The sequence below is a fragment of the Pigmentiphaga sp. NML030171 genome (assembly GCF_002188635.1).
Lineage (GTDB): Bacteria > Pseudomonadota > Gammaproteobacteria > Burkholderiales > Burkholderiaceae_B > Pigmentiphaga > Pigmentiphaga daeguensis.
The window spans coordinates 34,434-54,607 of sequence record NZ_NINX01000011.1; the positions used below are offsets into that span (position 1 = coordinate 34,434).

The window sequence follows — 20,174 nt, forward strand, 5'->3', positions numbered from 1 at the left end:
GCGAGAACGCGCCGACACCACATCCAGCGAGGTGCCCATGGACCTGTTCCGCGTCAAGAGCATAGACAGCATGCTGGCGCAGCGCGAGACGGCGGGCTTGCGCAAAAGCCTGTCCACCTTCGACCTCGTCATGCTGGGCGTGGGCGCGGTCGTCGGCTCGGGCATCTTCATCCTGACCGGCACCGGCAGCCTGATCGCCGGCCCCGCGCTGTCGCTGTCCTTCGTCCTGGCCGCCATCGCCTGCTTTTTCTCGGCGCTGTCCTATGCCGAATTCTCGTCATCGCTGCCCGTATCGGGCTCGGTCTACACCTATGTCTACGCCACGCTGGGTGAACTGCCCGCCTGGCTGATCGGCTGGATCCTGATCCTGGAGTTCGGCCTGGCGGCCTCGGCCGTCGCCGCTGGCTGGTCCGGCTACCTGCAATCGCTGATCGCCGGCTTCGGCCTGCACCTGCCCGAGGCGCTGCGCGCCGCGCCGGGCGCGGTGGCCGGCAGCGCGTCGCTGTTCAACCTGCCGGCCTTCCTCGTCCTGGCCGCCATCACCGCCCTGCTCTCGCTCGGCGTGCGCCAATCCAAGCGCGTCAACAACGCGATGGTGGTGATCAAGATCCTGGTGGTGGTGCTGTTCATCGCCGCCGGCGCCACCCACGTGCGAACCGAGAACTGGACGCCCTTCATGCCCTACGGCATGAGCGGCGTCTATGCCGGCGCCGCGCTGATGTTCTATGCGTTCATCGGCTTCGACGCGGTCGCGTCCTCGGCCGAGGAAGTCAGGAATCCGCAGCGGTCGCTACCCCTCGGCATCCTGGGCTCGCTGCTGATCTGCACCGTGCTGTACGTGCTCGTGACCCTGGTCATGACCGGTATCGTGCCTTACCAGGACTTCACCGCCAATTCCGACCACCCGGTCTCGCTGGCCTTGCAGCGCACCGGGCAGCTGGGCCTGGCCGGCGTGGTCGACCTGGGCGCGATCCTGGGCATGACGACGGTCATCCTCGTCATGAGCTACGGCCTGACGCGCATCCTCTACGCCATGGCGCGCGACGGCCTGCTGCCACGGCGGCTGGCCAGCCTGCATCCGCGCCATGCGACGCCCTTCACGTTGACGTGGACCGTCGGACTGGCCTTCGCGCTGATCGCCGGGCTCATCCCCCTGGCGGTGCTGGCCGAGCTGATCAACATCGGCACGCTGACCGCCTTCGCGCTGATCTCGCTGGCGGTCATCGTCCTGCGCAGGACCCATCCGGAACTGCGCCGCGGCTTCCGCTGCCCCGGCGTCCCCTACGTCCCGCTCGCGGCCGTCGTCTGCTGCGTCTTCCTGATCGCGCACCTGGACCGGATCACCTGGCTGGCCTTCTGCGTATGGCTGCTGGCGGGCCTCGCGGTGTATTTCCTGTATTCGCGCCGCAAGGCCGTGCTGGCCGGCGAACCGGTCACGCCGCCTGGACGCTGATCGCCGGCACCTCGAAGGCTTCCACCCGCGGCGCCTCGCCTTCCCACTTGCGGATCTCCACCAGCGCCGACAGCGCGCTGGGCGCCTGCGCCAGGCGCGAGGTACCCGCGTCCAGGGTCAGCACGTTGGGATTGCCATGCCGCTCCAGCGCCGCATCCAGGGGATCGAACCACGCGCCGGTGGACATGATGGCCACGCCGCGCATCACGTCGTCCTGCACGGAGGCCGCCGCGATGCAGGCGCCGCGGTCGTTGTAGACCCTGACGAGGTCGCCGTCCCGGATCCCGCGCGCCGCCGCGTCCTCGGCCGCCATCCGCACGCGCTCGCGCCCGTGCAGCTTGTTGGCGGTGGACACAATGCCGGCGTCCAGCTGCGAGTGCAGCTTGTCGCCCGGCTGCGATGTGACCAGGTGCAGCGGAAAGCGCGCGGCCAGGTCCGCGCCCAGCCATTCGGCCGGCGGCACCCAGGCCGGATGGGGCGGGCAGTCGTCGTAGCCGAAGCCGGCGATGCGCTCGGAATAGATTTCTATGCGGCCCGACGGCGTCTTGAGCGGATGGGCGGCGGGATCGCGGCGGAACTCCTCGAACAGCACGAACTCGCGCGTCGGCTCGGGCAGTTCCAGGTGTCCCGCGCGCCAGAAGTCCTCGAAACCGGGCGCCTCGAATCCCGCCTCGCGCCACCCCGCGGCCATGCCGTCATAGATGTGGCGTATCCACTGGAACTCGTCGCGGCCGCCGGTGAAGGCCTGCTCGTAGCCGCCCATGGCGGCCAGCTCGCGATAGATGTCGAAGTCGTTGCGGCTTTGCGCATGCGGCGCCAGCGCCTGATGCATGGCCAGCACGAAGCGGTCGCGCGAGGAACCGCCGATGTCGTTGCGCTCGAGCGTGGTGGTGGCCGGCAGCACGATGTCGGCGCGGCGCGCGGTGGGCGTCCACCAGCTGTCGTGCACGACGATGGTCTGGGGCTTGCTCCAGGCGCGCACCAGGCGGTTCAGGTCCTGGTGGTGATGGAAGGGATTACCGCCCGCCCAGTAGATCATCTGGATGTCGGGGTAGACGTCCTTGCGGCCGTTGAACTCGAAAGGCTCGCCGGGCTGCAGCAGCATGTCGGCGATGCGCGCCACGGGAATCGAGCGGCCGATGGGGTTCGCTCCCGAGGACATCTCGGGCGAGGCCGCGGCCGGCCGCGGATTGCCCACGCCGTTCATGGAACCGTGGCCGAACGCGAAGCCGCCGCCGGGCAGGCCGATCTGCCCCAGCGCCGCCGCCAGCGCGATCGCCGCCCAATAGGGTTGCTCGCCGCGGTGCGCCCGCTGCAGCGACCAGGTGCAGGTCAGCATGGTGCGCGTGTCGGCCGCGCGCCGCGCCAGGGCGCGTATGTCGGCCGCCGGCACGCCGCACAGCTCCTGCGCCCACTCGGGACTCTTGGCCTGGCCGTCGGCCCTGCCCAGCACGTAGTCGGCGAAGCGGTCGAAGCCGGCGCAATGGGTCTGCACGAAATCGGCGGCGTGCCGGCCCTCGGCCAACAGCACGTGCACCATGGCCAGCATCAGGGCGGCATCCGTGTTGGGCCGGATGGGGATCCAGCGCGCATCGATGCCTTCCGGCACGTCCGCCCGGGTGGGGCTGACGACCACGAATTCGACGCCCGCTTCCCTGGCGCGCGCCAGCCAGCGCGGCGTGGAATGCTCGCCGGCGCCGCCCGAGGTGATCTGGGTATTGCGCAGCGGTATCCCGCCGAAGGCCACGAGCAGCCGCGTGTGCGCGGCCACGCTGTTCCAGTCGGTGACCCGCCCGGTGACCGGCGAATAGGTGCCGATGATGTGCGGCAGCAGGAATTGCGCCGCGCCCCAGCTGTAGTTGCCGGCCTGGTTGACGCAGCCACCGCCCGCGTTCAGGAAACGGTGGGTCTGCGTGCGCGCATGGTGCAGGCGGCCGGCCGAGGACCAGCCGTACGATCCGCCGAAGATCGACGCATCGCCATGCGTGGTCCGGATGCGCGCCAGTTCGTCGGCCACGAGCTTCAGGGCTACGTCCCATTCCACTTCCACGAACCGGTCGCCGCCACGCGCGCTGCGATCGGCGCGTTCGCGGTCGCGCAGCCATCCCTCGCGCACGGCGGGGCGGGCGATGCGCAAGGGCGAGTGGACCATGCCGGGCATGGACCGCAGGATGGGCGACGGGGCCGGATCGAGCGCGAACGGCTCGCAGGCCTGCAGGCGACCGTCGGCGACGACGGCGGTGAAGGCGCCCCAGTGGGACAGGGACGGAAAGCGTTTGACATCTACGGCCATGGCGGTCTCGGCAGGATCAAGCGTAGTCCAACGGCAGCGCCGTCGTGTATTTCAGTTCTTCCATCGCGAAACTCGAGCTGACGTCGAAGAGTTCCACGACCTGTATGAGTTTCTTGTACACCATATCGAAGCCCTGGATGTCCGGAACCACGACCTTGAGCAGGTAATCGATCTCGCCGCTCATCCGGTAGAACTCGACCACCTCGGGCATGTCGCGCACCCCGGCGGCGAATTTCTGCAGCCATTGCAGGTCGTGGTGGTTGGTCTTGACGGCCACGAACACGGTCACTCCCACGCCCAGCTTGCGGTTGTCGAGCAGGCACACCTGCTTGCGGATCACACCCTCCTGCGTCAGACGCTGGATGCGTTTCCAGCACGCGGTGGGGGACAGGCTGACCCGCTCGGCGATCTCGTTGACCGAGAGCGTGGCGTCTTCCTGGAGGATAGAAAGAATATTGCTGTCTTTTTTATCCATGGGGAATCAATCACTATTCTAGAGATTGGAGGATAAATAATTTTCCCATTTTTTGACAAACCGGTGTCAATAAGGAAAAAAATTTAATCCCCTTCCCCCCTACACTTTCTCCATGCCCGACCGTATCGCGGATGGGGTTCGGCGCCGCCGGCGCCGTCTGTGCATTCGAGGACAAACGCAGCAATGAAAGAGAAGACCAGGCTGGTTACCGCCGGCAGGCATCCCGAGCGTTTCGCCGGGCTCGTGAATACCCCGATCTTCCGCGGATCGACCATTCTTCACGGGTCGATGGCCGAATGGGAGGAAAAGAAGAAGCGGCGCGCCGCCGACGAGCCGGGCGCCACCACCTATGGCCGCTTCGGCACGCCCACCCACCACGCGCTGGAAGAAGCCATCGCCGAACTGGAAGGCGGCCACCGTTCGCAGGTGTTCCCGTCGGGGCTGGCGGCCTGCGCCACCGCGCTGACCGCCCTGCTGGCCGCCGGCGACCACGTGCTGCTGACCGACAGCGCCTATTCCCCCACGCGCACCTTCCTGACCCGCGTGCTGGGCCGTTTCGGCGTGGAAGTGACCATCTACGACCCGACCTCGGGCGGCGGCATCGAAGCCAGCATGCGGCCCAACACCCGCGTGGTCTACGTCGAGTCGCCCGGATCCGAGACCTTCGAGATCCAGGACATCCCCGCCATCGCGGCCGTGGCCCATCGCCACGGCGCCAAGGTGGTCATGGACAACACCTGGGGCACGCCGCTGTTCTTCAAGCCCTTCCAGCACGGCGTGGACGTCTCCATCCAGGCCGCGACCAAGTACATCGTCGGCCACTCCGACGCCATGCTGGGCATCGTCACCTGCACCGAGGAAACCTGGCCGCTGATCAAGCGCACCACCCAGGACCTGGGCCAGACCGCCGGCCCCGACGACGTCTATCTCGCGCTGCGCGGCCTGCGCACCATGAACGTGCGCCTGCAGCAGCACTGGAAGTCGGGCGTCGAGGTGGCTTCGTGGCTGGAGACCCGGCCCGAGGTGGAAAAGGTGCTGCACCCCGCGCTGCCCAGCCATCCCGGCCACGCGCTGTGGAAACGCGACTTCCTGGGCGCCGCCGGACTGTTCGCGGTGGTGCTCAAGCCCGCATCGCCGGCCGCGGTGGAAGCCTTCATCGACAGCCTGCAGTTGTTCGGCATCGGCGTATCGTGGGGCGGCTACGAAAGCCTGGTCATCCCCTTCAACCCGTCGGGCGACCGCGTCACCGCCAAGTGGCCGTACACCGGCCAGGCGCTGCGGCTGCACGTCGGGCTGGAGGACCCGGCCGACCTGATCGCCGACCTCGAAGGCGGCTTCGCCGCGCTGGCCGAAATCGATTCGGCCCCCGTCGCGCGCCGGGCCTGACCGAGAAACCCAGGTCTCGCGCGGGGAACGAAGGTTTCCCCGCGGAGTATCATGTAACAGTTATTCAATCGGTGGAATCGCCATGGCTAAGATGAAAATCGAAGGGTCGTTCGTCGCCCTGATCACTCCTTTCAATCAAGACGGCAGCGTCGATTTCGAAGGCTTCCGCACCCTGCTCAAGTTCCATGAGGACAACGGCACCTCCGCCGTGCTGATCATGGGCTCGACGGGCGAAGTCTCGATGCTGTCGCAGCAGGAGCGCCAGCAGATCATCGCCGAGACCGCCAAGATGAAGAACGGCAAGATGAAGTTCTTCTATGGCTGCACCGGCAACAACACCGACACCACCATCGACTACCTGCGCTTCGCCCACGCCAACGGCGCGGACGGCGCCATCCTGGCCGCGCCGGCCTACATCTGCGGTCCCGAGTCCGACATCGAGGATTACTTCCTGGAAGTGGCCGACGCCACCGACCTGCCGCTGGGCATCTACAACAACCCGCCGCGCGTGAAGACCGACCTGCACTGGGACAACCTGCTGCGCATCTTCAAGCATCCCAACTACGTCGTGCACAAGGAATCGACCACCCGCGTGGGCCAGGTCGCCCAAGTGCTGCGCGCCCGCCCCGACGTGGCCGTGATGTGCTGCGACTCGCCCAACCTGGGCCTGGTCGTCCCGACCATGAGCCTGGGCGGCCACGGCACCGCCAACATGACCGGCAACATCGCCCCGGCCGAGATCGCGACGATCTCCAAGCCCTGGAAGACGCCGGAAGTGTCCGAGAGCTTCCGCGACATGTACCTGCACATGCTGCCCATGCTGCACTTCTCGTACTCCGCCATCAACCCGGTGGCGATCAAGTCGCTGATGAAGGCCGTGGGCCTGCCCGCCGGCGACCTGCGCAGGCCGCTCAAGGGTCTGGCGCCCGAGGCGCTGCAGAAGGGCCTGCGCGTGGTGCGCGAGTTGGAGCTCGACAAGAAATACGGCTGGAGCTCGCCCGAGCTGAAGTCGGCCTGACGGACGGACGCGACTCATGGACCTCGGCATCCAAGGCAGGAGCGCGCTGGTATTCGGCGGCAGCCGCGGCATGGGGCGCGCCTGCGCGCACCAGTTGTCGCAAGAGGGCGTGCTCGTGACCATCGCGGCGCGCACCCAGGCCACGCTCGAGAAGGCGGCGGCGGAGATCACCGCGCAGACCGGCACGCCGGTACGCTACGTGGTCGCCAACATCACCACCGAAGCGGGACGCGACGCGGCGCTGGCCGCCTGTCCCGCGCCGGACATCCTGGTCAACAATGCCGACGGTCCCGAGCCCGGCGATTTCCGCAAGTGGACGCTGGACGACTGGCACCAGGCGCTGGACTCGATGATGCTGGGTCCGATCGAGATGATCCGCCGCACGGTGGATGGCATGGTCGAACGCAAGTTCGGCCGCATCGTCAACATCGTGTCGCGCAGCGTGAAGACGCCGCAGATCGAGCTGGGCCTGTCCAACGGTGCGCGCTCGGGCCTGGTGGGCTTCGTGGCGGGACTGGCGCGCCAGACCGTGCGCCACAACGTCACGATCAACAACCTGCTGCCGGGCGTGTTCGCCACCGACGCCCAGCGCCGCCACATCGAGGGCATGCTGGAGGACACCGGCAAGACCTTCGACCAGTTGTGGGAAGAACGCGGCAGCAACAACCCCGCCGGCCGCTATGGGCGCGCCGAGGAACTGGGTGCGCTGTGCGCCTTCGTGTGCTCGGCGCACACGGGCTACATCACCGGCCAAAGCCTCCTGATCGATGGCGGCGGCTACCCGGGCACGTTCTGACGGGCACCTGGACAGCGATCCGGGAACAAGAAGGAAAACAGGAGAACAACAAGGCGTCCGCGCCGTCCCGCTTGCGGAACGGCCCAGGATGCGCGGGCTCCGGCCCACCCCTTCGGGGGACGGCTGGCGCATTTTCTAATAACCGAAAAATATATAGAAAACGGAGACAATTCTGTTTTTCGAATATGGGGAAATCATGAACCGCACGACCCGCCGCTCTTTCCTGCACACCTCCCTGGCCGTCGCCGGCCTGGCCGGTGCCGCAGCCCTGGCCAGCCCTGCCCATGCGCAGGGCGATTATCCGTCCCGTCCGATCACCATCGTCGTCCCGCACGCCCCTGGCGGCGCGGTCGACAACACGGCGCGCCTGTTCGCCGACAAGCTCAGGGACGAGCTCAAGCAGTCGATCGTGGTCGAGAACCGCGCCGGCGCGTCGGGCATGATCGGCGCCGCCTATGTCGCGCGCGCGGAACCGGACGGCTACACGCTGTACTTCAATGCCTCGATCCACGCCATCAATCCGCTGCTGTACAAGAAGAACATCAAGTTCGACGCGGTCAAGGACTTCGCCCCCGTCAGCATGCTGGCCCAGGGCGCGCTGATCTTCAGCGTCCATCCCTCGGTCCCGGCCCACAACGTGCAGGAGTTCGTCTCCGTCCTGAAGGCCAACCCCACCAAGTACACCTTCGTGACCAGCGGCTTCGGCTCGGCCGGCCACCTCGGCGCCGCGCAGTTCCTGCACGAGGCCCACCTGACGGGCGACATCCCCATCGTGCTGTACAAGGGCGCCGCCCCGGCGCTGCAGGATCTGGTGGGCGGCCAGGTGTCGGCCATGATGGATCCCATGCTGTCGTCGCTGCCGCACGTGAAGGCCGGCAAGCTGCGCGCCCTGGCCGTGACCGGCCGCGAACGCAGCCCGCTGCTGCCCGACGTGCCCACCATGCGCGAATCCGGCTTCAAGGACTTCGAGTTCTACTCCTGGTATGGCCTGTGGGCGCCCGCCAAGGTGCCGGCCCCCATCCTGAAGAAGCTGGACGCCGCCACGGCCAAGATCATGGCGTCGCCCGACATGAAGGAACGCCTGTCGTCGCTGGGCTTCGAATCGGCCTACAAGAATTCGGCCGACTTCGCCAAGTACATCGACTCGGAGATGGCGCGCTACCAGAAGATCATCGACGCGGCCAAGATCACGGTCGAATAAGCGGCAAGGTTCATGAAAGTACTCGTGCTGGGCGCCGGCGTGGTCGGCGTCGCGACCGCCTACTACCTGTGGAAGGACGGTCACGAAGTCACCGTGGTCGAGCGCCAGCCCGGCCCCGGCCGGGAAACGAGCTACGGCAACGCGGGCGGATTGTGTCCCAGCTTCGCCGGCCCCTGGGCCGCGCCGGGCATGATCTCCAAGGTGCTGAAGCTGTCGGTCCAGCGCGATTCCCCCATCCGGTTCTCGCCGCTGCCCGAGCCCCGCAAGGTGGCCTGGGTGCTGCAATGGATGCGCAATTGCAATGCCGAGCGCTTCCGCGTCAACAAGCTGCGCATGCAGCGCGTGGCGCACTACAGCCTGCAATGCCTGCGCGAGATCGCCAGCGGCGAGGACCTGCCCTCGTTCGACTTCCATGAAGGCGGCACGCTGCAGATCTTCCGCACGCCCGCCGAGCTCGACCTGGGCCGCCTGTCGGCCAAGGCGCTGGAGGAATACGGCGTGCCCTGGCGCATCCTGGATGCCGCCGACATCAGCGCCCTCGAACCGGCCATGGCGCATAGCCGCGCCACGGTGGCGGGCGCGCTGCACATGCCGGCCGATGCCTCGGGCGACAGCTACAAGTTCTCGCAAGGGCTGGCCGCCTTCCTGCAGCAGCGCGGCGTGGATTTCCGCTACGGCGTGCGCATCGACGCGCTGGAGCGCGAGGGCGACGCCATCGGCGCCGTCCGCACGTCGCAGGGCCCGCTGCGCGCCGATGCCTACGTCGTCGCGCTGGGCAGCCATGCGCCGTTCCTGGTGCGGCCGCTGGGCCTGAACCTGCCGGTCTATCCGCTCAAGGGCTACTCCATCACCGTGCCCGTGTCCGACCCCGACGCGGTCCCGCGCATGGCGGTCATGGATGAGCACAACAAGATCATGATCTCGCGCCTGGGCAACCGCATACGCGCCGCCGGCATGGCCGAGCTGACCGGTTACGGGCTGGGACTGAACCCCGCGCGCAAGAAGCTGCTGGTCGACGTCGTGGGCGAATTGTTCCCGCGGGGACTGGACTGGGACCAGGTGGAGTTCTGGGCCGGCCTGCGGCCCATGACGCCGGACGGCCCGCCCATCCTGGGCCGCACGCGCTGGAGCAACCTGTTCCTGAACAGCGGCCATGGCTCGAACGGCTGGACGCAATCCTGCGGCACCTCCCGCATCGTGGCGGACATCGTGGCCGGCCGGCAACCCGCCATCGACCTGGACGGACTGACGGCGGAACGTTTCCACGCCTAGAACCTAGGGCCGCTTACGTCTTTTACCTCGCGTAGGACACTTGGGCGCCCGCTTGTTGCATGCTATGGCCCGGCTCGTAGCGGAAGAAGCAGCATGGCGAACGGACTTTATCGACTTGCCGAAGGCCACCCCTATCCCCTGGGGGCGACATGGGACGGACGAGGCACCAATTTCGCGCTGTTCTCGGCCCATGCCACCAAGGTGGAGCTGTGCCTGTTCGACGCGCACGGCCATGAGACCGAACGGATCGAACTGCCCGAGTTCACCGACGAGATCTGGCACGGCTACCTGCACGGCCTGCAGCCGGGCACGCTGTACGGCTACCGGGTGCATGGTCCCTATGTCCCCGACGAGGGGCATCGCTTCAATCCCAACAAGCTGCTGCTGGACCCCTACGCCAAGGCCCACGCGGGCCAGTTGAAGTGGTCGCCGGAGGTGTTCGGCTACCGCGTGGGCGATCCGGACGCGGACCTGTCCTTCGACGAACGCGACAGCGCGCCCTTCGTCCCCAAGTGCATCGTGGTCGACTCGACGTCGGGAAGCCGCCCCGAACGGCTGCGCGTGCCCTGGGACCTGACCGTCCTGTACGAGATGCATGCGGCGGGCTACACCCGGCTGCACCCGGCCGTGCCGCCCGAACTGCGCGGGACCCTGGCCGGGCTGCAGCATCCCGAAGTCATCTCCTACCTGCGCGGCCTGGGCGTGACGTCGGTGGAACTGCTGCCGGTGCATACCTTCGTCAACGACAACCACCTCCTCGAAAAAGGACTGACCAACTACTGGGGCTACAACACCCTGGGCTTCTTCGCGCCCGACCCGCGCTATTTCGCCGGCGAGGCCGTGCAGGAATTCAAGGGCATGGTGGACCGCTTCCACGATGCCGGCCTGGAAGTCATCCTGGACGTGGTCTACAACCATACGGCCGAAGGCAATGAAATGGGGCCGACGCTGTCCTTCAAGGGCATCGACAACGCCTCGTACTACCGCCTCCTGCCCGACCAGGCCCGCTACTACATCAATGACACGGGTACCGGTAACACCTTGAACCTGAGCCATCCGCGCACGCTGCAAATGGTGACGGACAGCCTGCGCTACTGGGTCGCGGAGATGAAGGTGGACGGCTTCCGCTTCGACCTGGCCACCATACTGGGGCGCGAGACCCATGGCTTCGACGAAGGCGGCGGCTTTCTCGACAGTTGCCGCCAGGATCCGATCCTCTCCAGCGTCAAGCTCATCGCCGAACCCTGGGATTGCGGCCCAGGCGGCTATCAGGTCGGCGGCTTCCCGCCCGGCTGGGCCGAATGGAACGACCGCTTCCGCGACACCGTGCGCGGCTTCTGGAAGGGCGATGCCGGCACGGCCGCCGACTTCGCCACCCGGATCACCGCGTCGGGCGACCGGTTCAACCGCCGCGGACGCAAGCCCTGGGCCAGCGTGAACTTCATCACCGCGCACGACGGATTCACGCTGAACGACCTGGTGTCCTACAACGACAAACACAACGAAGCCAACGGCGAGGACAACCGCGACGGACATTCGGACAACCGATCGTGGAACTGCGGCGCCGAAGGCCCGACCGACGACCCCGACATCCGCGCGCTGCGCGAACGCCAGAAGCGCAACATGCTGGCGACCCTGCTGCTGTCGCAGGGCACGCCCATGATCCTGGCCGGCGACGAGTTCGGCCGCACCCAGCGGGGCAACAACAACGCCTATTGCCAGGACAACGAGATCAGCTGGGTGGATTGGGAAGGGGTGGACGACGACGGCCGCGCGTTGCAGGAGTTCGTGCGCAAGCTCCTGTACCTGCGCCGGCGCCTGCCGGTCCTGCGGCGCAACCGTTTCCTGACGGGAGAGTACAACGAAGCCCTGGACGTCACCGACGTACAGTGGCTCTCGCCCGCCGCGACGCCGCTGACCGGCGAACAATGGGCCGACGAATCCATGCGCTGCTTCGGCATGCTGATCGACGGCCGCGCCCAGGCCTCGGGCATCAAGCGCCCGGCCTCGGATGCGACGCTGCTGCTGGTCTTCAACGCCCATCACGACACGGTCAACTTCACGCTGCCGGACGTCCCCGGCCCCGATGCCTGGACCTGCCTGCTGGACACCAACATGCCGGTGCGCGAAGACCTGCCGGTATTCAACGCAGGGGACGTCTACCAGGTCACCGCGCACTCCCTGCTGCTGTTCGCGCTCGAGGCCAAGGGCGCCTCGGCACGCGTGCTGGCCAACATCGAGACCCGCCTGACCGACGCGCCGGAATAGACCAAATTGGTTCTTGCATGGCCGCGCCGATTCCCAGCCCCGGGGGAAGCCGGTACAATCCGGCGCGGCTGCCACAAGTAACCCTTTATTTCAATTGATACCAAGTTCCAATGTCGGCTGACCGAGCAAGCGCCCAGGCAGGCGACGCCGGAGCCGCTGCCCCCGCCCAAGTCCGCCTTCCCGTCCGTGGACGGGGCCTGATATACGGATGCTCCGCGCTGGCCCTGCTGGCCTGCGCGGTCACCGGCGGCCTGCAATGGCCCATCGCCCTGCCGTTGATCTCCACGCTGGTCGCCGGCGTCATCGTGCTACCCCTGCGCGAATCGACGCTGCTGTCGGCGGCCTCGGTGGTCTTCACCTCGCTGCTGGATTTCTGGAACTGGATGATCGGTCCGCTGCCGCTGGTCTGGCGTCTGCCCGACGTCCCGGTCGCGCCGCTGTTCGCCGTGACCACGCTGCTGTCCGTCGCCGTGGTTCACCTCTGCCTGTCGGCATCGCAGGCGGCGGGCCAGCGGCTGGCTGCGCGAGCGGCCCTCGACCGCCCCGCGCGGCCGGCCACACACATGGAGCCGCTGCTGGACCGCCTGCCGCACGCCATGGCGATCGCCGGCGCCGACGGCGCGCTGGCCTATGCCAACGGCCCCTACCTGGCCCTGATCGACAAGCCCGCCGACGTCGCGCTGGGGCGCACCATGCGCGAGCTGTGGCCGCGCCGCGCGGCCTCGCTGTGCGCGCCCCACCTGGAACAGGCCGCCCAGGGCAAGGCCGCGAGTTTCCGGCTGCCCTTCACCACGCCCGACAACGTCAAGCGCGAATTCGACGTCTTCCTCTCGCCCCACGCCGATACGGACGGGGGCACCCAGGCCACACTGATGATGCTGGTGGACGTGACCGACGCGGTACGCGCCAAGCATGGCCTGATCGAACGCGAATCGATGTACAAGGCCGTCATCGAGCATGCTCCCATCGGCATCCTGACCCAGGTCGACGGCCTGCTGATCTATGCCAACCCCGCGGCGCTGCTCATGCTGTCGGCGGACTGGTCGGGCCGCGCCATCGGACGGCCGTTCTCGGACTTCATCGTCGACAAGGACCGCGAAAAGGTCCGCCGGCGCATCGAGGAACTCGCCCAGGCCCCGGGCTTCGCCGAGTTCAGGCCCTATCGGCTGGTGGCGCTGGACGGCCAGAAGCGCGACGTCGAGCTGGCCGCGATCAGCGTCACCCGGGACGGCAGACAGCGGGTCGAATTGTTCTGCGTCGACGTCACGGAACACCGGCTGGCCGAGGACAAGATCCGGCAGTTGAACGAAACCCTGGAGCTGCGCGTGGCCGAGCGGACGGCCGAACTCGAGGCGTTCACCAGTTCCGTCAGCCACGACCTGCGTGCGCCGGCCCGCCAGATCATGTCGGCCGCCGATATCATGCTGCGCAAGGCCGGACAGCCGGGCGGCGACATCAAGCCCATGCTGTCGGCGCTCCTGACCACCGCCGAGCGCATGAACCGCACCATCGACGCGCTGCTGGAGCTGTCACGCCTGGGACGCGCCGGCATCGTGCCCTCGCTGTGGCCGCTGGGCACCATGGTGCAGGAAATCCAGTCGGAAATGGCCGCCAACGTGGCGGACCGCACGGTCTCGTGGCGCATCGACAAACTGCCGCGCGTGTTCGCCGATCCCCACCTGATCCGGCTGGTCATGGTCAATCTGCTGGACAACGCGGTCAAGTTCACCCGCTATACCCCCAACGCGCTGATCGAGGTCTGGGCGGACGAGTACGAGCAGACCATCGCCATCAACGTACGCGACAACGGCGCCGGCTTCGACATGCGTCAGGCCGGCAAACTCTTCACCATGTTCAGCCGGTTGCATTCCAACCGGGATTTCGAAGGCACCGGCGTCGGATTGGCGCATTGCCGCCGCATCGTCGAGCGCCACGGGGGGCGCATCGTCGCCCATGGCGAACCCGGCAAGGGCGCCACGCTCCGGTTCACGCTGCCGCACGAACCCCATTCCGTATAAACCCGGAGGCGCGCCCTTCGGTACCTGTATCCGTATGTAAAACGCCACTGCAACATTACATTGCGGAAATGTTTACAGGATGCAACACCGAAAACATAGAATAAACGGTCCCTATTCCTCGCTTTCGAGGTGCCATGACCACCCTCGCCTACAGCTCGCTCGCGGTTGCCTTCCTGCTGGGCCTGCTCAAGTTCCGCGCGTCGTGGCGCAAGCGGCGCCGGCTGCGGGAAATCGAGTTGCGAGGCGGGTCACTGTGCATGGAATGCGGCCGATACCTGAAGCCGCACGCCCGTTACTGCCCGCATTGCCTGGCCGAACAGCGCGGCTAGGAACGGCGGTCAGGCCGGGGCCACGCGGCTTCGGATCTCTGCCAGCGTTTCGATCTGGCGGCCCTGCCCGTCGAAATTGGCGGGGTCGAGCCATCGCCCATACGCCGCATGCAGGGCCGGATAGTCGCTGTCGATGATCGAATACCATGCCGTATCGCGATTGCGCCCGCGCGTGACCACGGCCTGGCGGAAAATCCCTTCGAAGGTGAAGCCGTAGCGCGAAGCCGCCGCGCGTGACGGGGCGTTCAGCGCGTCGCACTTCCACTCGAAACGGCGATAGCCGAGGTCTTCGAACACATGCCCGAGCAGGAGCGCCATCGTTTCGGTGGCGATGCGCGTGCGCTTCATGCGCGGCGAATAGGTGACACTGCCCACTTCGATCACGCCGTTGGGCGCATCGATGCGCATGAGGGCGATCGTGCCCACCGCCTGTCCGCTGGCGAGGTCGATCACGGCATAATGCATGGGATCGTTCAAGCCCGCGACCGTTTCCAGATAGCGGCGATAGGCATCCAGCGAGTCGAACGGGCCGACGGAAAGATAGGTCCAGTCGCGCCAGTCGGGCGCATCGCGATACGCCTCGTAAAGCTCGGCCGCATGGCGCTCCGGATCGATGCGCTCGATCCTGCAATAGCGCCCCGCGAGCGTTCGGCCATCGGGAAGCCGGGCGCCTTGCCAATCCGGCAGGGCCGCACCGACCGGCTGTTGGAATTCGTTCAATCTGGCCGTCACGTCGTTCCCGCCTCTGCCTGGTGTGCAACGCTCCAAGATAAGCCAAGCCCGGCCTTTCCAAAAGCCCCATGGCAAAAGGCCTCCCGGGAGGGAGGCCGCCTGCGCGGTCTTTCAGGCCGCACGGACCTGCCGGCGCCGCAGCTCGTCCTCGACGAATTCCATCCGGTCTTTACCCCAGAACAACTCGTCGCCCACGATGATCATCGGCACGCCGAACACGTCGCGCTCGATGCCCTCGTTGGTGCTTCGGGCCAGTTCCTCGGCGATCTCGTCCGAGGCGCTCACGCGCTCGAACTCGTCCGGATCCACCCCCAGCGCCTGGGCGATGGGCCGCAGGCCGGCATACTCGGCAATGCTGGCGTCGCCCTGCTCCCAGTAGCACTCCATGACCCGTTCGACGAACGCCAGTTCCTTGCCGTGGCGGCGCATGGCCAGCGATCCGCGCAAGGCGCGGCTGGACTTGATCGGGAATTCGCGCGGCATCTGGAATGGCAGGCCGTACTTCTCGGCCCAGCGCATCAGGTCGCGCTTGCGGTTGCGCAGCTTCGCCTTGGGCTCCTTCATCAGTTCGTAGTTGTTGCTGCGGAACACGTAGCCCAGGTTGAACGGGTGCAGCACCAGCTCGGCTCCGTAGCGCGCCAGCAGTGGCTTGATCAGCTTGATGGCGAAATAGGTATTGGTGCTCCCCACGTCCCAGTACATCTCGATCTTCATCGCGTCTTGCTCCAGAAAAAACCGCGTCCGTGCTATTGCGCCAATCCCTGCGACTGCTGGATGAGTGGTGTCCACGTAGCCACCTGGCTCTTGAGCTTCTGCTCCAGCGCAGCGGGCGTCGCACGCTCGGCACCCACGGGCATGGCGCCCAGTTTCTTCATGCTGTCGACGAAGGCCGGATCCGACTGGGCCGCCTGCAAGGCCTGCTGCAACCGGCCGATCACGGCCGGCGGCGTGGCGCGCGGCGCGTACAGGCCGTGCCAGACGGTGACCTCGAAGCCGGGCAGGCCTTGCTCGCTCAGGGTAGGCAGTTCCGGCAGCGAAGGCAGGCGGACCGCCGTGGTGCTGCCATAGGCCTGCACGCGGTTCGTCAGGATGGGTTGCTGCGTGGTCGTGATCTGGTCGCACAGCAGGTCGACCTGACCGCCCTGCAGGTCTGTCATGGCCGGCGCGGCGCCCTTGTACGGGACGGTCGTCAGGGTCACCTTCAGGCGCGTCATCAGCATCAGCCCGCATAGATGGGAAGCGGTGCCGACACCGGCGTTGCTGAGGTTGATGCGCGAGCCCTGGCTTTTCAGGTAGGCAGAGAGCCCCTGGAAATTCCTCGGAGGCAGGTCTTTCTTGCCCACCAGGGTCATGGGTACATCGACCACTTCGCCCACATAGCCAAAGTCATGCACCGGATCGAACTTGATCTCAGGGGACAAGGCCTTCACGGTGGACATGCCAATGTTGTGGATCATCAGCGTGTAGCCGTCGGGTGCGGCGCGCAGCAGCGCTTCCGCGCCGACGATGCCGCCCGAGCTGGGGCGGTTGTCCACCACCACGGTCTGGCCCAGGTTGGCGCCCATGGCCAGAGCCAGATGGCGCGCGACCACATCCGTCGGTCCGCCGGCCGAGAAAGGCACGATCATCGTGACGGGCCGCGTCGGAAAGGTCTGCGCCGATACCGGTCCGGCCGCCACGGCCAATGCCGCCGCAAGCATGAATGTCCGCATGGTTCCTCCTCCTTGGATGGATGACTCGTCAGGCCGCCCCGCGTCTGCCGCGCGCGATCAGCCTGTCCTGTACCAGGACCTCCTGCGCGTAGAGCGTCTCGATGTCCTCGGGCCCCAGCCCCAACACCTCGCTCAACACGTCTTCGTTGTGCTCGCCCAGGGCATCGGCGCGCAGCTCGCTCGCCGGCTCCCAGGCGGAAAACCGGACAGGCAGTCCGGGGATGTCGAAATCGCCCAGCACCTCGTCCCGGACGCGCCGCACAGTGCCGCGCTCGCGCAGGTGCGGGTGCGCCATCGCCTCGTTCAGGGTCAGGACGGGTGCACAGGGAATGCGATACGCTTCCAGGGCGGCAATGGCCGCCTCACAGGAATCGAAGCGCGCCAGCCACCGCTCCAACAAGATCTTGAGCGCGGCATTGTTATCGCGCCGCAGGGCCGGCGTGGCAAAGCGCGGATCGGCCAGCAGCTCGGGCATGTCCAGCGCGCGGACCAAGGCTTCCCATTGGTGGGGCAGCGTGGCCAGGGCGATGTAGCGGCCATCGCCGCAGCGGAACAATCCGGTCGGACCGCCGTCGGGATGCTGCGAGCCAGTGCGGCGCGGCGTGTAGGCGGGACGCAGCGACACGCGCGGCACCGCCACCTCGTGCATCTGGAAATAGGTATCCAGCAACGAGGCCTCGACGTGCTGGCCTTCGCCTGTGCGTTCGCGATGCAGCAGCGCGTAGCCCACGGCCATCGCAGCGGCCAGGCCGGTGGCCGTATCGCCCACGGCCATCGTGATCATCGCTGGATCGCCATCCGGCTCGCCGATCAGGTCCGTGACCCCGGCATAGGCCTGGGCGACATAGTCGTAGCCGGGCTTGCGGCTCAGCGGCCCGTGCTGGCCCGCCAGCGAGATCGAGCACATGACCAGCCCCGGATTCGCTTCCCGCAAGGTTTCATAGGACAGCCCCGCACGCTCCATGACACCCGGACTGAAGTTCTCGACCAGCACGTCGCAGCGCGCGGCCAGTGCCTTGATCAGCGCCACGCCGCGCGGATGCTTCATGTCCACCGCCAGGCTGCGCTTGGAATGATTGTGCTGGAAGTAGTAGGTGCTACGGCTGGAGTTCTTGAGCAGCGGATCGCGCGAACGCAATCCGCCTATGCGGGTACGGTCGCCGAATGGCGCGAGTTCGAGCTTGATGACGTCGGCGCCTAGTTCGGCCATGATGCGCGAGCAGGTCGGCCCGGCCACGATCTGCGTCATATCCAGGACGCGGTATCCCTTGAGCATGGGCAAGGCGGCGGACATGGGACTCCTTCGGTGTGATGGTTCTCAGGCGCGGCGTGCGCCGAACTGGGCGTCGCCGAACAGGTTGTTCCAACGCTCGCCCTGGGGCGGCGCGCCGCTGCGGTCCACCTTGCCGGCCATTACCGCAAGCCCGCGCTGCACGGCCGGGCGGGCGCGGACCGCCGCGTACCAGCGTCTCAGGTTGGGCCAGGCATCGATGTCCTGGCCCTGCCACTTATAGGGGCGCAGCCAGGGGTAGGTGGCGATGTCGGCCAGTGTGCAGGCGTCTCCGGCCAGGTACTCGACCTCGCCCAGGCGGCGGTCGATCACGGCGTACAGACGGTGTGCCTCGTTGGTGTAGCGTTCCACCGCGTATGGGATGGTTTCGGGCGCGTACTTGCGGAAGTGATGCGCCTGGCCCAGCATGGGGCCCACGCCGCCCATCTGGAACATCAGCCATTGCACGGTGGCATAGCGTCCGACAGGGTCCGCGGGCAGCAAGGGGCTGGCGAACTTCTCGGCCAGATACATCATGATCGCGCCCGATTCGAACATGGCCAGCGGCCGCCCACCCGGGCCGTCATGGTCCACGATGGCGGGCACCTTGTTGTTGGGGCTGATGGCCAGGAAGGCAGGATCGAACTGCTCGCCCTTGCCGATGTGCACCGGCACGACGCGATAGGGCTGTTCCAGCTCCTCCAGCAGGATAGAGACCTTGTAGGCGTTGGGAGTGGTCCAGAAATAGAGGTCGATCATGATGTCCGTGCCCTTGCGCGACTTCGCCGGGAATGGGAGCCATGGTAGGGACATCGATCCGTCGGGAATAATAGGACATTGCGATCCCGGTATACGCGGAACCTATGGTCTACAGTGTTCCGCCTCGAGTACGAAGGAAGGACATGGAGCTGAGACAGTTGCGGTACTTCGTTCGCATCGTTGAACTGGGCAGCGTGTCCCGCGCCGCCAAGGATCTCTACATCGCGCAACCGGCCCTGAGCGCGCAACTGGCGAACCTGGAATCCGAACTGGGTGTGCGGCTGCTGGCGCGCAGCGTGCGCGGGGTCACGCCCACGGCGGGAGGCAAGACCCTGTACCTGCATGCCCAAGCCGTGCTGCGGCAGGTCGATCGCCTGCGCCGGGACGTGGCCCATGCCGGCGCTCTGCCCGGCGGCCCGGTATCGGTGGGCATGCCCACCAGCGCCGCGAACGTACTGGCCGGCCCGCTCATCGCCGCCGTGCAGCAGCGCTATCCCGACATCCAGCTCAGCCTGGTCGAAAGCCTGAGCGGCCATCTGCGCGAACTGGTGGGCAACGGCCGCCTGGAGATGTCCCTGCTGTTCGAGCCGGCTCCGCCGCCGGGCGCGGCCGCGCGCGAGGGCGGCGACCTGCCCCACATCCACCGGGTCCCGCTGGTCGAGGAAGAACTGTTTCTGCTGTCAGCCACTCCCGCCCCGAGTGCCCGCGGCGGCCGCGTCAGACTGGAGGACGCCGCGGCGATGCGGCTGGTGCTGCCCGGACGCGCCAACATCACGCGCCAGCTCATCGACCAGGTCTTCGCCGCGCGCGGGCTGGCCCCCCAGGTCATGGCCGAACTCGATTCGCTGTCCACCATCCAGGCCATCGTCGAACGCGGCCAGGCGGCCACCATCCTGTCGCTGTCCTCGCTGGTAGGCGAAGGCGCGCGCGACCGGCTGTCGGCGCTGTCGGTGGGCGATCCGCCCATCCTGCGGCGGCTCTCGCTGTGCAGCCCGGACATCGTCGCCATGGGCTCCGCCGCAGAAAGCGTGGCCGCGCTGGTCCCCGAGCTGGTACGGGACATCGTCGCGGCGGGCGGCTGGCCCGGCGCGACGATGCTGGCTGCCACGGAGGGTCCATAACTGCGGGATATGTCCCCCGCGCAAAGTCCTATGACGCCGGCATCGCCGGTTCTGCTTAGACTGCCCGCCAA

The 20,174-nt window shown here is 67.1% G+C and carries 17 protein-coding genes; 10 read left to right on the forward strand and 7 right to left on the reverse strand.

The window, feature by feature from the left end; translation table 11 throughout:
* Positions 1 to 37 precede the first annotated feature (37 nt).
* On the forward strand, positions 38 to 1,453 hold the full coding sequence (locus CDO46_RS02015; protein ID WP_087836904.1) for an amino acid permease: 1,416 nt from the start codon (positions 38 to 40) through the stop codon (positions 1,451 to 1,453).
* Here the strand turns inward: CDO46_RS02015 and CDO46_RS02020 are convergent.
* Both CDO46_RS02020 and CDO46_RS02025 read right to left on the reverse strand, forming a co-directional pair.
* Positions 1,434 to 3,746, reverse strand: coding sequence for a molybdopterin guanine dinucleotide-containing S/N-oxide reductase (locus CDO46_RS02020; protein ID WP_087836905.1), 2,313 nt, complete (start codon positions 3,744 to 3,746; stop codon positions 1,434 to 1,436). The genes CDO46_RS02015 and CDO46_RS02020 overlap by 20 nt on opposite strands.
* A 16-nt stretch (positions 3,747 to 3,762) precedes the next feature.
* The gene (locus CDO46_RS02025; protein WP_087781515.1) at positions 3,763 to 4,221 is read right to left on the reverse strand and encodes an Lrp/AsnC family transcriptional regulator; all 459 of its coding nucleotides are present in this window, start codon (positions 4,219 to 4,221) and stop codon (positions 3,763 to 3,765) included.
* Positions 4,222 to 4,404: 183 nt separating this feature from the next.
* On the opposite strand from CDO46_RS02025, the gene metC reads away from it, so the two are divergent.
* The 8 genes from metC to CDO46_RS02065 all read left to right on the forward strand — a co-directional run bounded on the left by metC (position 4,405) and on the right by CDO46_RS02065 (position 14,509).
* On the forward strand, positions 4,405 to 5,607 hold the full coding sequence (gene metC / locus CDO46_RS02030; protein ID WP_087836906.1) for a cystathionine beta-lyase: 1,203 nt from the start codon (positions 4,405 to 4,407) through the stop codon (positions 5,605 to 5,607).
* Positions 5,608 to 5,689: 82 nt separating this feature from the next.
* Positions 5,690 to 6,625 (forward strand): 4-hydroxy-tetrahydrodipicolinate synthase, encoded by a 936-nt coding sequence (locus CDO46_RS02035; protein ID WP_087836907.1) that lies wholly within the window; start codon positions 5,690 to 5,692, stop codon positions 6,623 to 6,625.
* 16 nt (positions 6,626 to 6,641) lie between these two features.
* A complete protein-coding gene (locus CDO46_RS02040) occupies positions 6,642 to 7,421 on the forward strand; it encodes an SDR family oxidoreductase (RefSeq protein WP_087836908.1) in 780 nt (259 codons plus the stop codon).
* A gap of 196 nt (positions 7,422 to 7,617) precedes the next feature.
* Positions 7,618 to 8,622 (forward strand): tripartite tricarboxylate transporter substrate binding protein, encoded by a 1,005-nt coding sequence (locus tag CDO46_RS02045; protein ID WP_087836909.1) that lies wholly within the window; start codon positions 7,618 to 7,620, stop codon positions 8,620 to 8,622.
* Positions 8,623 to 8,634: 12 nt separating this feature from the next.
* On the forward strand, positions 8,635 to 9,894 hold the full coding sequence (locus tag CDO46_RS02050) for a D-amino acid dehydrogenase (RefSeq protein WP_087836910.1): 1,260 nt from the start codon (positions 8,635 to 8,637) through the stop codon (positions 9,892 to 9,894).
* 93 nt (positions 9,895 to 9,987) lie between these two features.
* The gene (gene glgX / locus CDO46_RS02055) at positions 9,988 to 12,162 is read left to right on the forward strand and encodes a glycogen debranching protein GlgX (protein ID WP_087836911.1); all 2,175 of its coding nucleotides are present in this window, start codon (positions 9,988 to 9,990) and stop codon (positions 12,160 to 12,162) included.
* A gap of 110 nt (positions 12,163 to 12,272) precedes the next feature.
* The gene (locus CDO46_RS02060; protein WP_087836912.1) at positions 12,273 to 14,180 is read left to right on the forward strand and encodes an ATP-binding protein; all 1,908 of its coding nucleotides are present in this window, start codon (positions 12,273 to 12,275) and stop codon (positions 14,178 to 14,180) included.
* A gap of 134 nt (positions 14,181 to 14,314) precedes the next feature.
* Positions 14,315 to 14,509, forward strand: coding sequence for a hypothetical protein (locus tag CDO46_RS02065; RefSeq protein WP_087836913.1), 195 nt, complete (start codon positions 14,315 to 14,317; stop codon positions 14,507 to 14,509).
* A gap of 9 nt (positions 14,510 to 14,518) precedes the next feature.
* Here the strand turns inward: CDO46_RS02065 and CDO46_RS02070 are convergent, their stop codons facing one another.
* The 5 genes from CDO46_RS02070 to CDO46_RS02090 all read right to left on the reverse strand — a co-directional run bounded on the left by CDO46_RS02070 (position 14,519) and on the right by CDO46_RS02090 (position 18,982).
* A complete protein-coding gene (locus tag CDO46_RS02070) occupies positions 14,519 to 15,241 on the reverse strand; it encodes a GNAT family N-acetyltransferase (protein ID WP_087836914.1) in 723 nt (240 codons plus the stop codon).
* Positions 15,242 to 15,352: 111 nt separating this feature from the next.
* Entirely contained in the window at positions 15,353 to 15,955 is a 603-nt protein-coding gene (locus CDO46_RS02075) for a 2-hydroxychromene-2-carboxylate isomerase (RefSeq protein ID WP_087836915.1), read from the reverse strand.
* A 32-nt stretch (positions 15,956 to 15,987) separates the two neighbouring features.
* On the reverse strand, positions 15,988 to 16,953 hold the full coding sequence (locus tag CDO46_RS02080) for a tripartite tricarboxylate transporter substrate-binding protein (protein ID WP_087836916.1): 966 nt from the start codon (positions 16,951 to 16,953) through the stop codon (positions 15,988 to 15,990).
* Positions 16,954 to 16,981: 28 nt separating this feature from the next.
* Complete coding sequence (locus CDO46_RS02085) at positions 16,982 to 18,247, reverse strand: CaiB/BaiF CoA-transferase family protein (RefSeq protein WP_087836917.1); 1,266 nt, start codon at positions 18,245 to 18,247, stop codon at positions 16,982 to 16,984.
* A gap of 24 nt (positions 18,248 to 18,271) precedes the next feature.
* Entirely contained in the window at positions 18,272 to 18,982 is a 711-nt protein-coding gene (locus tag CDO46_RS02090; RefSeq protein ID WP_087836918.1) for a glutathione S-transferase family protein, read from the reverse strand.
* Between the two features lie 143 nt (positions 18,983 to 19,125).
* Between CDO46_RS02090 and CDO46_RS02095 the strand changes: the two genes are divergently transcribed.
* Positions 19,126 to 20,103 carry a LysR substrate-binding domain-containing protein gene (locus tag CDO46_RS02095; RefSeq protein ID WP_176400641.1) on the forward strand — a complete coding sequence of 326 codons (978 nt, stop codon included), beginning with the start codon at positions 19,126 to 19,128 and terminating at the stop codon, positions 20,101 to 20,103.
* Positions 20,104 to 20,174 lie beyond the last annotated feature (71 nt).

What these genes read in the sequence shown, in the direction of transcription:
- CDO46_RS02060 (WP_087836912.1), top strand. Translation starts at nt 12,273, where the DNA reads ATGTCGGCTGACCGAGCAAGCGCCCAGGCAGGCGACGCCGGAGCCGCT.
- CDO46_RS02050 (WP_087836910.1), top strand. Translation starts at nt 8,635, where the DNA reads ATGAAAGTACTCGTGCTGGGCGCCGGCGTGGTCGGCGTCGCGACCGCC.
- CDO46_RS02075 (WP_087836915.1), bottom strand. Translation starts at nt 15,955, where the DNA reads ATGAAGATCGAGATGTACTGGGACGTGGGGAGCACCAATACCTATTTC.
- CDO46_RS02090 (WP_087836918.1), bottom strand. Translation starts at nt 18,982, where the DNA reads ATGATCGACCTCTATTTCTGGACCACTCCCAACGCCTACAAGGTCTCT.
- CDO46_RS02085 (WP_087836917.1), bottom strand. Translation starts at nt 18,247, where the DNA reads ATGTCCGCCGCCTTGCCCATGCTCAAGGGATACCGCGTCCTGGATATG.
- CDO46_RS02080 (WP_087836916.1), bottom strand. Translation starts at nt 16,953, where the DNA reads ATGCGGACATTCATGCTTGCGGCGGCATTGGCCGTGGCGGCCGGACCG.
- CDO46_RS02045 (WP_087836909.1), top strand. Translation starts at nt 7,618, where the DNA reads ATGAACCGCACGACCCGCCGCTCTTTCCTGCACACCTCCCTGGCCGTC.
- CDO46_RS02025 (WP_087781515.1), bottom strand. Translation starts at nt 4,221, where the DNA reads ATGGATAAAAAAGACAGCAATATTCTTTCTATCCTCCAGGAAGACGCC.
- CDO46_RS02095 (WP_176400641.1), top strand. Translation starts at nt 19,126, where the DNA reads ATGGAGCTGAGACAGTTGCGGTACTTCGTTCGCATCGTTGAACTGGGC.
- CDO46_RS02065 (WP_087836913.1), top strand. Translation starts at nt 14,315, where the DNA reads ATGACCACCCTCGCCTACAGCTCGCTCGCGGTTGCCTTCCTGCTGGGC.
- CDO46_RS02015 (WP_087836904.1), top strand. Translation starts at nt 38, where the DNA reads ATGGACCTGTTCCGCGTCAAGAGCATAGACAGCATGCTGGCGCAGCGC.
- glgX (WP_087836911.1), top strand. Translation starts at nt 9,988, where the DNA reads ATGGCGAACGGACTTTATCGACTTGCCGAAGGCCACCCCTATCCCCTG.
- CDO46_RS02040 (WP_087836908.1), top strand. Translation starts at nt 6,642, where the DNA reads ATGGACCTCGGCATCCAAGGCAGGAGCGCGCTGGTATTCGGCGGCAGC.
- CDO46_RS02020 (WP_087836905.1), bottom strand. Translation starts at nt 3,746, where the DNA reads ATGGCCGTAGATGTCAAACGCTTTCCGTCCCTGTCCCACTGGGGCGCC.
- CDO46_RS02035 (WP_087836907.1), top strand. Translation starts at nt 5,690, where the DNA reads ATGGCTAAGATGAAAATCGAAGGGTCGTTCGTCGCCCTGATCACTCCT.
- metC (WP_087836906.1), top strand. Translation starts at nt 4,405, where the DNA reads ATGAAAGAGAAGACCAGGCTGGTTACCGCCGGCAGGCATCCCGAGCGT.